The sequence below is a fragment of the Phaeobacter sp. HF9A genome, assembly GCF_011806385.1.
In the GTDB taxonomy this organism is placed as follows: domain Bacteria; phylum Pseudomonadota; class Alphaproteobacteria; order Rhodobacterales; family Rhodobacteraceae; genus Epibacterium.
Genome location: NZ_JAATOX010000118.1, coordinates 1 through 12,781, shown reverse-complemented (window position 1 = coordinate 12,781; position 12,781 = coordinate 1). Strand labels below are relative to the sequence as shown.

General features: G+C 62.7%; 12 protein-coding genes. 7 read left to right on the top strand and 5 right to left on the bottom strand.

Features of this window, described 5'->3' with window-relative positions; genetic code table 11:
* Nucleotides 1-817: hypothetical protein (locus HCZ87_RS16835; protein ID WP_167645594.1), on the bottom strand; the 817-nt coding region annotated here is incomplete at its 3' end.
* Nucleotides 818-866: 49 nt separating this feature from the next.
* Nucleotides 867-1,763: a LysR family transcriptional regulator ArgP gene (locus tag HCZ87_RS16830; RefSeq protein ID WP_167645592.1), complete on the bottom strand. Its 897-nt coding sequence runs from the start codon at nucleotides 1,761-1,763 to the stop codon at nucleotides 867-869.
* Nucleotides 1,764-1,925: 162 nt separating this feature from the next.
* Here HCZ87_RS16830 and HCZ87_RS16825 point away from each other — a divergent pair, with 162 nt between their 5' ends.
* The 4 genes from HCZ87_RS16825 to HCZ87_RS16810 all read left to right on the top strand — a co-directional run bounded on the left by HCZ87_RS16825 (nucleotide 1,926) and on the right by HCZ87_RS16810 (nucleotide 5,818).
* A complete protein-coding gene (locus HCZ87_RS16825; RefSeq protein ID WP_167645596.1) occupies nucleotides 1,926-2,519 on the top strand; it encodes a LysE/ArgO family amino acid transporter in 594 nt (197 codons plus the stop codon).
* 143 nt (nucleotides 2,520-2,662) lie between these two features.
* A complete protein-coding gene (locus HCZ87_RS16820) occupies nucleotides 2,663-3,607 on the top strand; it encodes a pirin family protein (RefSeq protein WP_167645590.1) in 945 nt (314 codons plus the stop codon).
* A 205-nt stretch (nucleotides 3,608-3,812) separates the two neighbouring features.
* On the top strand, nucleotides 3,813-4,691 hold the full coding sequence (locus HCZ87_RS16815) for a DMT family transporter (RefSeq protein ID WP_303048857.1): 879 nt from the start codon (nucleotides 3,813-3,815) through the stop codon (nucleotides 4,689-4,691).
* Between the two features lie 104 nt (nucleotides 4,692-4,795).
* Entirely contained in the window at nucleotides 4,796-5,818 is a 1,023-nt protein-coding gene (locus tag HCZ87_RS16810) for a DUF1036 domain-containing protein (RefSeq protein WP_167645586.1), read from the top strand.
* Here HCZ87_RS16810 and betI read toward each other — a convergent pair.
* The gene (gene betI / locus HCZ87_RS16805) at nucleotides 5,798-6,388 is read right to left on the bottom strand and encodes a transcriptional regulator BetI (RefSeq protein ID WP_167645584.1); all 591 of its coding nucleotides are present in this window, start codon (nucleotides 6,386-6,388) and stop codon (nucleotides 5,798-5,800) included. The genes HCZ87_RS16810 and betI overlap by 21 nt on opposite strands.
* Before the next feature lie 191 nt (nucleotides 6,389-6,579).
* Between betI and HCZ87_RS16800 the strand changes: the two genes are divergently transcribed.
* Together HCZ87_RS16800 and betA are read left to right on the top strand one after the other, a co-directional pair.
* Nucleotides 6,580-7,788 carry a BCCT family transporter gene (locus HCZ87_RS16800; protein ID WP_167645582.1) on the top strand — a complete coding sequence of 403 codons (1,209 nt, stop codon included), beginning with the start codon at nucleotides 6,580-6,582 and terminating at the stop codon, nucleotides 7,786-7,788.
* A gap of 440 nt (nucleotides 7,789-8,228) precedes the next feature.
* Complete coding sequence (gene betA, locus HCZ87_RS16795) at nucleotides 8,229-9,884, top strand: choline dehydrogenase (RefSeq protein WP_167645580.1); 1,656 nt, start codon at nucleotides 8,229-8,231, stop codon at nucleotides 9,882-9,884.
* Between the two features lie 22 nt (nucleotides 9,885-9,906).
* Here the strand turns inward: betA and HCZ87_RS16790 are convergent, their stop codons facing one another.
* Nucleotides 9,907-10,713, bottom strand: coding sequence for a hypothetical protein (locus tag HCZ87_RS16790; RefSeq protein WP_167645578.1), 807 nt, complete (start codon nucleotides 10,711-10,713; stop codon nucleotides 9,907-9,909).
* A gap of 206 nt (nucleotides 10,714-10,919) precedes the next feature.
* Between HCZ87_RS16790 and HCZ87_RS16785 the strand changes: the two genes are divergently transcribed.
* Entirely contained in the window at nucleotides 10,920-11,159 is a 240-nt protein-coding gene (locus HCZ87_RS16785; RefSeq protein WP_167645576.1) for a YdcH family protein, read from the top strand.
* A gap of 65 nt (nucleotides 11,160-11,224) precedes the next feature.
* Here HCZ87_RS16785 and HCZ87_RS16780 read toward each other — a convergent pair whose 3' ends face one another.
* Nucleotides 11,225-12,613 (bottom strand): short-chain fatty acyl-CoA regulator family protein, encoded by a 1,389-nt coding sequence (locus tag HCZ87_RS16780; protein ID WP_167645574.1) that lies wholly within the window; start codon nucleotides 12,611-12,613, stop codon nucleotides 11,225-11,227.
* Between the last annotated feature and the right edge of the window lie 168 nt (nucleotides 12,614-12,781).

Below are 12,781 nucleotides of genomic sequence, written 5' to 3'. Positions count from 1 at the left end.
AGGCGCGGCTGGTAAACTCCGCGCTGACCCCCCGGCTGCGCAGATAGGCGAGATCCTTGGCCTCTGCGGCCTTGATGTCATAGCCGGGCAAATGCACCCGCATGCTCAGTCCATAGCCGTGAAACCCCAGCCGCGCGCCCGGCGTGAGGTGGCGCTCTGCGCCCGCCAGGAACAACAGCGTACAGGCCGAGGCGCAATCGCCGCTGGCGCTTGTGGTCAGCCCCGCCGCCAGGATCGCCTGCGCCGCGGCCCGCGCGGCAAAGACTTGGCCGCCGGGGCTGGTCAGCTGTATCTCGCGCAGCTCCGGCGTCGCATTGACCGCCTGTAGGATCCGCGGCTTCAGCCCATAGGTGATCTCGCCTTCAAAGCGCAGAACGCGCCGATCCGGGCTCAGCTCCAGCCGATAGAGCGCCTCTCGCTCGCGCTGCATGCGCAGATCGAACCGTTCCTCGGCAGGCGGGCGGGTTGCGATCAGGAGCGTGTCCCACCAGAGGGTGGCGCTGGCAAACACCGCCAGCAGGCAGGCGAGATAGCCGCCCCAGCTCAGCGCCATAGCGCCGGTATCGCGAATGTGGCGTTCGGCGCTCAGGTGGTATTGGCGCAGCTGCGCTAGCAGGAGCAGCGTATCCGAGGCAAGGAGCGCCCCCGCGAGCCAGAGCGGCAGCGCCAGCAGCTGGTTCATCGCCCAAAGCAGCGCCAGCACCCCGGCGCGGGGCAGGATCAGCAGCAGCCAGAAGCTCCGGCCAAAGGAGAGCGGCGGCCTGTCCTGGCTCATCGGCGTGAGGGGCAAGCGTGAAACATGACGCCAGCCTAGCACCTGCGCGTGTCCTGGGGCCAGTGTCTTTGCAGCGATGGCTCCGGGGGGGTTAGTCGGCGGAAAGCGGTGGCAGCAGATGGGTCGCGGCCGCCGCGCGCATGGCCCGGGTCACCTCGCGCAGCGCCGGCGCCATGATGCGGCTCACCTGCCAATAGAGCGGCGTATCCAGCGCGCTGTCGGGCACCAGCGGCACCAGCGCGCCGCGCGCCATATAGGGGCGGGCCAGCGCTTCGGGGTTCATCCCCCAGCCAAGCCCCGCCACGGCGGCATCCAGAAAGGCCTGCGTGGACGACAGATAGTGGGCCGGCGGCGTCAGCCCCGGGGCGACAAAGCGCGCGAGCCAGCGATGCTGCAAGCTGTCCTTGGTGTTAAAGACCATGCAAGGCGCCAGCGCCGCCGCAGCCGCGGTGACCCCATCGGCAAAATAGCGGGCGACAAAATCGGGGCTGGCCATCGCCACGTAGCGCAGCCGCCCCAGCGGGTAGACATCGCAGCCGGTCACCGGGCGGGCCTCCGCGGTGACGGCGGCCGAGACCGCGCCGCGCCGCAGCCATTCGGTGCTGTGATCCTGATCGTCGATCTCCAGCTCATAAAGAATATCATCCGTCGCCACCATCGCGGGCACAAACCAGGTGGCAAGGCTGTCGGCATTCACCGCGACCTTCAGCCGGGTTGGCCGGGTGTCTTCCTCCAGCGCCAGATCGCGGCTGAGCCGGTGTTCCAGCAGCGCCACGTCTTCGGCGTGTTTGGCCAGCCGCAGCCCCGCCTCGGTGCCGGTGCAGGGGCTGGCGCGGCGCACAAGCGGGGTGCCGAGACGATCCTCCAGCGCCTTGATCCGCTGCGAGATCGCCGAGGGCGTCACCCCCAGCGTCGCGGCGGCGGCGTCAAAACTGCCGAGGCGCAGCACGGCAGAGAGGGCGGCGAGATGAGGCGGGTCGAACTGCATTAGTCAGTCTTAATCGGGGTCAGTATCTTTAATTGGATTACGCTGAAAAACCGGACTAGTCAAAGCCTCAGCCCCGTCCGCTCAGGGCGGATAGATTTCACCCTCAGACCCGAGACGCCCATGACCTTGCCTTTTCTTGCCGCTTTCTCCCCTCAGCTCCTGATGCCAGTGATGGCCGGGTTCAGCCTTGGCTTCAGCCTGATCCTGGCGATCGGGGCGCAGAATGCTTTTGTCCTGCGGCAGGGGATCCGGGGGCAGCATGTCTTGCCCATCGTGCTGACCTGCGCGCTCTCGGATGCGCTGTTGATCACCGCCGGGGTGGCGGGCTTTGGCACGCTTGCCGATTGGCTGCCGTGGTTTGAAACCGCCATGCGGCTGGGCGGGGTGGTGTTTCTGACGCTCTATGGGCTGCGGGCACTTCGGGCCGCCTGGGTCGGTGGCGCCGCGATGGAGGCGGCGGGCGAGGGGCAGCTGGCGCTTTGGCCCGCACTTCTGACCTGTCTCGCCTTCACCTGGCTGAACCCGCATGTCTATCTTGATACGCTGGTGCTGCTGGGCGCGATCTCGGCGCAATATAGCCCGGCCTGGGGTTTTGGCCTTGGCGCGGTTGCGGCCTCCTTTACGTTTTTCTTTTTGCTGGGCTACGGCGCGCGGCTGCTGGCGCCGCTCTTTGCCCGCCCGCGCGCCTGGCAGGTGCTGGATCTGCTGATCGGTCTGGTGATGCTGGCGCTGGCGCTGAAACTCCTGCTGATGTAGGGGGCCGCCCGCACACAGGCACCGCCAGCACAGAGGCACCGCCAGCACACAGGCACCGCCAGAACACAGGGGCTGTGCGGTCATTGGGGGTGTGCAATCGCGCCGCCCGGCCTACATTCCTGTTACGTTAGGAGGGCAGGAACATGAGCTGGAACCCATTGCTGGACCCCGAGACCCCGCAGGCGGGCAACCCCTACAGTATCGAGACGCTGATCATCCCGCGCGCTCGCGACATTGGCGGCTTTGAGGTGCGCCGCGCGCTGCCCGCGCCACGGCGGCAGATGGTCGGGCCGTTCATCTTTTTTGACCAGATCGGCCCGGCGGATTTCCTCACCGGTCAGGGGCTGGATGTGCGCCCGCATCCGCATATCGGGCTGGGCACGGTGACCTATCTCTATCAGGGCGAGTTCGAGCACCGCGATTCCCTTGGCACCCAGCAGATGATCACCCCCGGGGCGGTCAACTGGATGGTGGCGGGGCAGGGGGTCACCCATTCCGAACGCACCACAGCCGAGACCCGCAGGGGCAGCAGCGACCTGTTTGGGGTGCAGACCTGGGTGGCGCTGCCGGAGCACAAGGAAGACATGGCGCCGATCTTTGAGCACCACAACAAGGCCGCGCTGCCGCTGTTGCAGGGCGAGGGCAAGGAGGTGCGGCTGATCCTGGGCACCGCCTGGGGCGCGCAGGCCCCCGTCACCATGCTCTCTGAGAGCTTCTATGCCGATGTACGCCTGGATCCGGGCGCGCGGCTGCCGATGCCCGAGGATCACGAGGATCGCGGGCTTTATGTGATGCAGGGCGCGGTGGAGATCGCAGGCCAGACCTTTGATGCCGGCCAGATGATGGTCTTTCGCCCCGGCGATGCGATCACCGTGACCGCCGGCCCCGAAGGTGCGCGGCTGATGGCGCTGGGCGGCGAGACGATGGGCGGGCCGCGCCACATCTGGTGGAACTTCGTCTCCTCCTCCAAGGAAAAGATCGAAGAGGCCAAACAGGCCTGGGCGGCGGGCGATTTTGCCAATAACCCGCGCTTTCAGCTGCCACCGGGCGATGACGCGGAGTTCGTGCCTCTGCCCAACCGCTCCTAATGCGCTGATCACAAGGTATTTTTGCGCCTCTCTTTGGCTGGTCGAGGTGGATGCAGAAGGGGTACAATATTTCACAAGTGAAGGGTTGTCTTGCGCCGCCAAAAGGTATTTTTTGGGCGCCATGAGCAATGCAACCCTCCGTGCCCCCGTGCCATCAACTGCGCCCTCAACCACGCCGTCTTCCGCGCCTGCGCCATCCCATCCCATGCGCGGGATTTTCTGGATGCTGGTGACCGGCGTCTGCTTTGTGGCGGTGACCGCATTGGTCAAATTCCTCGGCCCGCGCATCCCACCGGCCGAGAGCGCCTTTTTGCGCTATTGTCTGGGGCTGGTGTTCCTGCTGCCGATGATTTCCGCCCTGCGTCTGGTGCGCTGGACACCGGCGGTGCTCGGGCTTTCCGCCCTGCGCGGCGGGCTGCATGCGCTGGGGGTGATCCTGTGGTTCTTTGCCATGACCCAGATCCCGCTGGCCGAGGTAACGGCGATGAACTACCTCTCGCCGGTCTATGTGACGCTGGGCGCGGCGCTCTTCATGGGCGAAAAGCTCGCCTTTCGCCGGATCGCGGCCATTGTGGTGGCGCTGCTCGGGGTGCTGGTGATCCTGCGTCCGGGCTTTCGCGAGGTCTCGCCCGGGCACCTGGCGATGCTGGTCACCGGCTTTACCTTCGGCCTGTCTTACCTCCTGGCCAAGGTCATCGTGGGGCGCACCAACCCGGTGGCGGTGGTCGCCATGCTCTCGGTCTGGGTGACGCTGGCGCTGGCACCCTTTGCGATGATGCATTGGGTGACGCCGACCCTCTATGAGCTGGCGATCCTCTTTGCGGTGGCGAGCTTTGCCACCGCGGGCCACTACACAATGACGCTGGCCTTTGCCGCCGCGCCGCTGGCGGTGACCCAGCCGGTCACCTTCCTGCAACTGCTTTGGGCGACTTTGCTGGGCGCACTTGCCTTTGGCGAGGGGATCGACGGCTGGGTGGTGCTGGGCGGCTGCATGATCCTGGGTGCGATCAGCTTCATGACCTGGCGCGAGGCGGTGGCGAAACGGCGCGAGATCACCCCGACGCCTATGGCAACCAAGATGTGACATTCGCAAATTTGTTACCTTTTGCGCCTAGCCTGAGGTTTGGACTGACTGAATACGACTAGGATCTCATGGCTTTATGCCTTTTTAGACGGTTTATTTTACTGTTGTTTTTCCTTTTGGGCCTGACAACCACTGCCCGGGCAGAGCTTGAACTCTGCAATGATACCAATGCGGAACAACAGGTCGCCATCGGCTATTGGGGCACCGATGACTGGGTTTCAAAGGGCTGGTGGCAGATCCCGCCGATGCAGTGCCCGGTGGTTGTTGCAGGTCCGTTGACCGAACGCGATTATTATCTGCGGGTGGAAACTCCGGGCTGGGACTTTCGGGACGACAAGCTGATTTTCTGCGTCAATAACGATGACTTCACCATCGTTGGCGATGAAAACTGCATCCGCCGCCGGCATCGGCAGGCCGGGTTTGCCCGCATTGATACCGGAACCGAGCAGTCGGCGTTTCGCTATCGGCTCAGCAATAACCTGACGCGATCAGCCTCTCACTCAGTGGCCCATTCCGGTGACAAAGTCATGGATCTTGGCGCGCTGGTGTTCCAGGGGTGCCGCAATGACACAAGGTCACATGATGCGTTTTGCACCTTTGTCGGCGAGGAAAAACGCTATCTTGTCTATGATAACGAACGGAACTCCGACGAGATCTGGGAGAAGATTCAAACGCTTGACGAGGGGCGGCGGGTGCATGTGCGGGGCAATTGCACCGAACTCTTTGACACCACAGAGGCGCTGACGATCACAGAGCTGGAGCTGCTGCCGCTGAACGAGGCGGATCGGATGTTGCAGCGTCTGCAAGGGGCCTGGCAATCGGCCCTTGATACCAACGACAGCTTCCGCATTCGCGGCGCGGAGCGGGTCAGCAGCTATGCGGGCGCGGAAACCGCAGAGGAATATGTCTCGGTTCAGCGCCATTGCGGGCAGGCCGATCAGGCCGGGCAGGGGCTCTATCTTGACAGTTGGGACAGCAACACCGGCACCTGGCTTTGCTATCGCATTGCGCAGGTCTCGGCGCATGAGCTGACCCTGATCTACCTGCCGCAAGGACAGAAGCTGCGCTATCTCCGCGTCGAGGAGACCGGCAGCAAGGGGTTGAGCCTAGGGCTCTATCCCGGATGAGGTGACCAGATCCACCACCTGATGCGCGGCGCGGCGGGCGGCTTCGGCGTTCAGCGGCCCCTCGGATTGGGCCGCTTGCAGCCAGACCCCGTCCATATAGCTTTGCAGCGCCTGACGGGCGGTTTCCACCTGCGCGGCGGGCAGGAGTTGTCCCAGCTCGGCCAGGAAATGGCTGCGCACCCTGGCGCGGTTGATCCGGTGCAGCCGCGCCAGGGTGGTGGAATAGGGAGCATTGGCCCAGAACTGCATCCAGATGTTGCATTGCGGCACCGAAAACAGCGAATCTGCAAAATTCGCATCCATCACCGCATAGAGCCGCTCTTTGGGGGTTTGGGCGCGGTCATAGCCGGCCACCATCGCGGTGCGCAGCTTGCGCAACAGATGCCGCATCGTGGCTTCCATCAGCCCCTCCTTGGAGCCGAAATAATAGCTGATCGAGGCGGCGGAGCTCCCGGCTTCGCGCGCGATTTCTGCCATGGTTACAGAAGCATAGCCCCGTTTGTGGACGGTGACGATGGTGGCTTCGATGAATTCTTCGTTGCGGATATCGCGAATGCGTTTGCGTGCCATAAATCAGAGTGTGCCAGCTCGGTTATCGTTCAGTAGTTGTTTCACGAATCAAAAACTTGAATGATCATTCAAAATTTGATTAGCTCACCCAAGCCTCGCTTATCTTGGACGGGGCCACCAATAACAATAACATCGACCCACCGAGACGCCAGTCCGCGTCTTTGCGACTTTTTCACTGGGAGGTGAAACGAATGACATACCTGATTTCCGCAGGGATCCTGCTGGCCTTCGCGCTGGTGGTTTTCTGCGTCATAAAGTGGTGGAATCTGGAGGTGGTCGGCGTGACGCCGGTGCATCTCTTTACCTTCATCGCGATCCTGTTCACATCCGGCCTTGATGTCGGGTTGATCATGTTTCCGCTGGCCTGGGATTTCCCGCTTTATGCCGATACGGCCACGGAGCCGGCCTATGGCTTTACCAACCCGCTGGCGCTGGAGTTCGGCTTCTGGGGCTTTTTGATCTGGGGCTTTTATTTCCTGACTAGTTTCTATTTTTGCGTGATCGAGCCACGGGTGAAATTCTTCGAGATCCCGCTGGTGAAATGGATCAACAACATTGTTATCATCGGCACCTGTGCCTTTACCGGCGCATTGTTCCTGATCTATCTGCCCTATTACGCGACCTTCATGGGCGATGGCGAAAGCGTCATTCCGGCCTTTTATGTGATGACCTTCCTGGTGATCCTGGTGGCGGCCTTCTCCTCCACCGATCTGAAATATGTCCGGGTGCTCTCGGTGGGCTCGACGGCGCTGTTTCTGGTGCTGATCCTGGGCATGTGGGCCTATTCCGGCATGGGGCTGGGCGCCTTTGCCGATACCGCAGGCAATATCGGCGGCTATTTTGCCAATATCCACAAATTCGTGCTGCCGCTCACCGATTACCATGAATTCTACCTGTTCTGGTGGTTTGCCTGGTCGATCATGATCGGTCAGTTCACCTCGCGCTTTGTGGGGGGCATGAAGACCTGGCAGGTGCTTGCGGCGCTTCTGATCTTCCCCTCGATCCCGCTCGGCATCTGGTTCTCGGTTCTGTATTACTACTACCTGAACGAGATCCCGACGACGCTGTTCATCAATGTGTCGATGCTGGTTGTGGGCATGATCTTTGTGGTCAACTCCTTTGACTCGCTGATCCGCCTTTACACCGACAACCTCAACCTCACCGTCGCGCGCCTTGGTCGCGTGCCCTATGTGATCGGCAATGCGATCGTGCTCTTTGCGCTGACCCTCGCGTTTCAGAGCCAGTGGCTGAAAATCCAGTGGGTCGGCGGCGTGGTGATCGGGCTCTATGTGGCCTGTCTTGCCTATATCCTTGTCTACAAACGCAAAGAGGTGATGGCGATCAAGGCCAGCCCGGCGGAAAACCTGCTCGATTTCCACAAGATCGAAACGGTCCACTGACACAGCTGCCGCGCCCCTTGTCCGAAGGGGGCGCGGCCCGCCCGACCCAGCCACAAGGGGCGCGCGCCGCCGCTTTTGACTGTGCCGGATCCAGAGATGACCCGGTGCATTGCGCACTCGAATATCCTTAGGTGAAAAGACGAAAGAATGACTCATTTCGCGCGCCCCGTTGCCGGCCCTGTCATCAAAGGCGGGTATATCAACACCCGCTCAGGCCAGCCGATCCCGGTGATCCGCTCTGCAAGGACACTGCGGTTGACCTTGATGCGCAAGGGCGCGTGCGCCGTGGCTTTGTAAGAGGCGCCCTCAACCGATTGGCCTCGTCCCTTTGGGCGACGCCCACCCACCCTCCCCGTCGCCCAAAGGGACGAGGGGGAACAAAGAAGCTATGCCCCAGGCCGCCGCTGGCGGTTCGGAACTGTGACAGGAGAAAAGACGCGATGAACGCGGATTACGTGATTGTTGGCGCCGGGAGCGCGGGCTGTGCCATGGCCTACCGTCTCAGCGAGGCGGGGAAGTCGGTGCTTGTGATCGAGCATGGCGGCTCTGATGCGGGGCCGTTCATCCAGATGCCCGGCGCACTCAGCTATCCGATGAATATGGCGATGTATGACTGGGGCTACAAATCCCAGCCCGAGCCGCATCTGGGCGGGCGCGAATTGGTCACCCCGCGCGGCAAGGTGATTGGCGGGTCGTCCTCCATCAACGGTATGGTCTATGTGCGTGGCCATGCGGGCGACTACAATCATTGGGCCGAGAGCGGCGCCACCGGCTGGTCCTATGCCGATGTGCTGCCCTATTTCAAACGGATGGAGAGCTGGGACGCGCGCGGCCATGGCGGTGATCCCGACTGGCGCGGCACCGACGGCCCGCTGCATGTCACCCGCGGCCCGCGCGACAACCCGCTGCATGACGCCTTTGTGAAGGCAGGCACGCAGGCGGGCTATCCGGCCACCGCGGATTACAACGGCGAGCAGCAAGAGGGCTTTGGCCCGATGGAGATGACGGTCTACAAGGGCCGCCGCTGGTCCGCCGCCAATGCCTATCTCAAGCCCGCCCTGAAACGCGAGAATTGCAGCCTGATCCGCGCGCTCGCCCGCAAGGTGGTGATCGAGGAGGGCCGCGCCGTCGGCGTCGAGGTCGAACGCGGCGGCAAGGTCGAGGTGATCCGCGCCAATGTGGAGGTGATCCTTGCGGCGTCCTCATTGAATTCGCCGAAACTCCTGATGCTGTCGGGCATTGGCCCCGCCCACCATCTGGCCGAACATGGCATCGAGGTTCTGGCGGATCGCCCCGGCGTCGGCCAGAACCTGCAAGACCATCTGGAGTTCTACTTCCAGTTCGCCTGCAAGCAGCCGATCACCCTGTTCAAATACTGGAACCTCTTTGGCAAGGCTTTGGTCGGCGCGCAGTGGCTGTTTAGCAAGACCGGGCTTGGTGCCTCGAACCAGTTTGAAAGCGCGGCCTTTATCCGGTCTGACAAGGGCGTGGACTACCCCGATATCCAGTATCACTTCCTGCCGCTGGCGGTGCGCTATGACGGTAAGGTCGCCGCCGAGGGGCACGGGTTTCAGGCCCATGTGGGCCCCATGCGCTCGCCTTCGCGCGGCGAGGTCACCCTGGCCAGCGCCGACCCCAAGGCCGCGCCGAAGATCCTGTTCAACTATATGTCGACCGAGCAGGACTGGATTGATTTCCGCAAATGCGTGCGCCTCACGCGCGAGATCTTTGCCCAGGACGCGATGAAACCCTACCTCAAACACGAGATCCAGCCCGGCAGCGATCTGCAAACGGATGACGAGATCGACGGCTTCCTGCGTGAACACGTCGAAAGCGCCTATCACCCCTGTGGCACCTGCAAGATGGGCGCGGTGGATGACCCGATGGCGGTGGTTGACCCCGAATGCCGGGTGATCGGCGTCGAGGGGCTGCGCGTGGCGGATAGCTCGATCTTCCCGCGCATCACCAACGGCAACCTCAACGGCCCCTCGATCATGACGGGCGAGAAGGCCTCGGACCATATTCTGGGCCGCCGCCTGCCGTCCTCCAACGCCGAACCCTGGTTCAACCCGAACTGGCGCGAGGCGCAGCGCTGAGCGCCTGCCGCCGTCCCTGTGCCTAGGGGCGGCGGCTGCCCTGCCGCACCGGTGCGGCGCTGTTGCGAAAGACCTCGGAGAGCTCTGATTTCTCTACCCATCCGGCGGGCTGGAAGGCCGGGTTCTGACCCCCCGCCGCGTTGTCCTTCCAATAGGGGCGCAGCACCGCCACATCAAAGGCCACCTCGGTGTCGGTGCCGCGGATCTGCTGCAACCCCTTGCCCCTGAGCGCGATGCTCACATCCGCACCCTTCAGCAGCACGGTAAAACCGCCATCCGCCCGGGCCTCGCCATTGACCTTGAGCTCGATCCCGTCGCCATAGGTCACCTTGCGGATCAGGACATAATAAAGATCCTTGTCGTTCACCGCCTCCTTGAAACGCCATTCGCTCATCAGATCGCCGTCCTCGCGAATATCTGCGCTCAGATACCGGCTGAGCCGGCTCAGGTATTTGTCAAAGGCGACGGTATTGGGATAGCTGATCTCGAAAGAGGAATTGGCGGCGATCATGGCATCCGCCCGCGCCTGGATCACGCCCTTTTTGCCACCAAGCCCAAGATCCGCGCCACCGGCATATTGCGCCACCTGCAAGCTCTTGTCGCGCGGGTTTAGCGGGGCGTCAAAGCCGCCGATATCCGACAGATGCATCATCTTGCCCTCGGCCTTGTTCCACAGCAGAAAACTGCCGGCCTGGAAATCGCCAGAATTGATATAGCCGTAGTTGGTATAGGCGAAATCAAGGTTCACCGGCACCACATCGCCATCATTGAAACAGGCGGCGGTCAGTAGCAGTGCGGCGCATGCGGTAAAACGGATCGGGGCTGACATGGCAAATACTCCGGAACTGGAAACCGGGGCAGGGACGCGCCCCCTTTTTTGGAAATTATCCTCCAGCCTAATCCGGTGGTGCAAAAAGTCACGCCTTTTCCGAATATGTTCCGGGCGGAAAAAGCTCCGGCTTTGATCCCGGTCAAAGTGTGCCTGCGAGTCATCTTCTAAGCTCTTGGAGAAACACGCAGACAAGGAACGAACAGATGTCTCACACCCCGCATGAACTGGCCGCTGAATTTCCCGACAAGGCCGCGCTCATCAGCGAGCTGAAGCAGAAAGACGCACATTTCGCCAAACTCTCGGAGGAGTATCACGAGGTGAACCGCGCCGTGCACCGGGCCGAAACCAATCTGGAGCCGGTCTCCGAGCAGGCCGAGAGCGAGCTGCGCAAGACACGCGCCGCCCTCAAGGACGAGCTTTGGGGCATCCTGTCCAAGGCGTAATTCGCGATCTAAGCAGCAAAAAAAGGGCCGCCCGGACATGGGCGGTCTTTCTTGTTTTTGGGGGGTCAATTCACCCGATAGGGCAGCAGGCTGCGCTCGTTGCTATCCACCGTGAGCCGTCGTTCAAGCGGCGGAACAGAGCGCTGGTGGCAATGCTGGCGCTCGCAGATCCGGCAGGAAATCCCGATCGGCTCAAAGGCGCTCGCCTGGGTCACATCCAGCCCGTCGGCAAACACCAAGGCATCGGCATGGCTCACCTCGCAGCCCAGCGAGATCGCATAGCGCCGCACCGGCGCACCAAAGGATCCGCCGGGTTTGGAGACATCCCGCGCCAGCGAGATATAGCGCACCCCGTCCGGCGTTTCCGCCAGCTGCCGCAGGAAACGGCCCGGGGTTTCAAAGGCGCGATGCACATTCCACAGCGGGCAGGCACCGCCGAAGCGGGCAAATTGCAACCGCGTGGCGGAGTGGCGCTTGGTGATGGTGCCGGCCTGATCGACGCGCACAAAAAAGAACGGAATGCCCTTGGCGCCGGGCCGTTGCAGGGTGGAGAGCCGATGCGCCACCTGCTCGATCGAAGCGCCAAAGCGGATCGCCAACAGCTCCAGATCGTGGCGGCAGGCCTGTGCCGCCTCCAGAAAGCGCCCGTAAGGCATCAGGGCGGCACCTGCGAAATGATTGGCCAGACCGATCTTTGCAATCGCGCGGGCCTCTTCCGTCTGGAACTTTGCAAAATCCAGCGTGGCGTCCAGCAAATCGCCGTATTTCAGCAGCGCCAGTTGCAACAGCATCTGAAACAGCCGGGTCTGCGGCGGCGAGCGATGTGACAGCGCCAGCACCTTGGTGTTCGGGTCATAGGCCCGCAGCCCGTCCATGTCGCGCAGGGTCAAGGTGATCCCCATCTCCCGCAGCGCGGCCTCGGCGGCGACGCCCGGCTCGCCGGTTCCGGCAACGCGCTCGGCGGCGCGGTCCACGGCGTCGATATAGTTGTCGCAATAGTGGAAAAAGTCGCGCACCTCTTCCCAGGGGCTGGCCTGGATGCGCGCATCCTCGCGCCCCAGTGCTTCGTCCAGCGAGGCGAGCCGCTCGTGAGTCTGGCGATAGGCCTGATGCAGCGTCAAGAACGCTCGCGCCAGGGCCGGCGCGTTGGAGGCGGTGAGGCGCAGGTCGGAGAGTGGCGGCTGATCATCGGCAAAGACCGGATCCGCCATCGCTTCGCGCATGTCAGAGATCAGCCGCTCGCTGTCGCCAGAGGAGAGCTCGGTCACATCCAGCCCGAACTCCTGCGCCAGCGCCAGCACCACGGTGGTGGAGACGGGGCGGTTGTTGTTCTCCATCTGGTTCAGATAGGGCAGGGAGATGCCGAGCTTGGCGGCGAAGTCCTTCTGAGTATGGCCGAGCCGACCGCGCATCTCGCGCAGCTTTGCGCCAGCATAGAGTTTCTGGGTGGCCATCCGGCGTGCCTTTGCAAATTACGGGTGTGGTAATTGTAGAAATGCAAAGTCGGCTTTGCAAGCGATCAAGGCAACTGATCAAGCTCAGTGACGAAGGTTTGGGATCAAGGAGCGGGAGGCTCCCGCCTACGGCCCCGGCTTTAAAAAGCCAGGGCAGCAGTTGGGCCC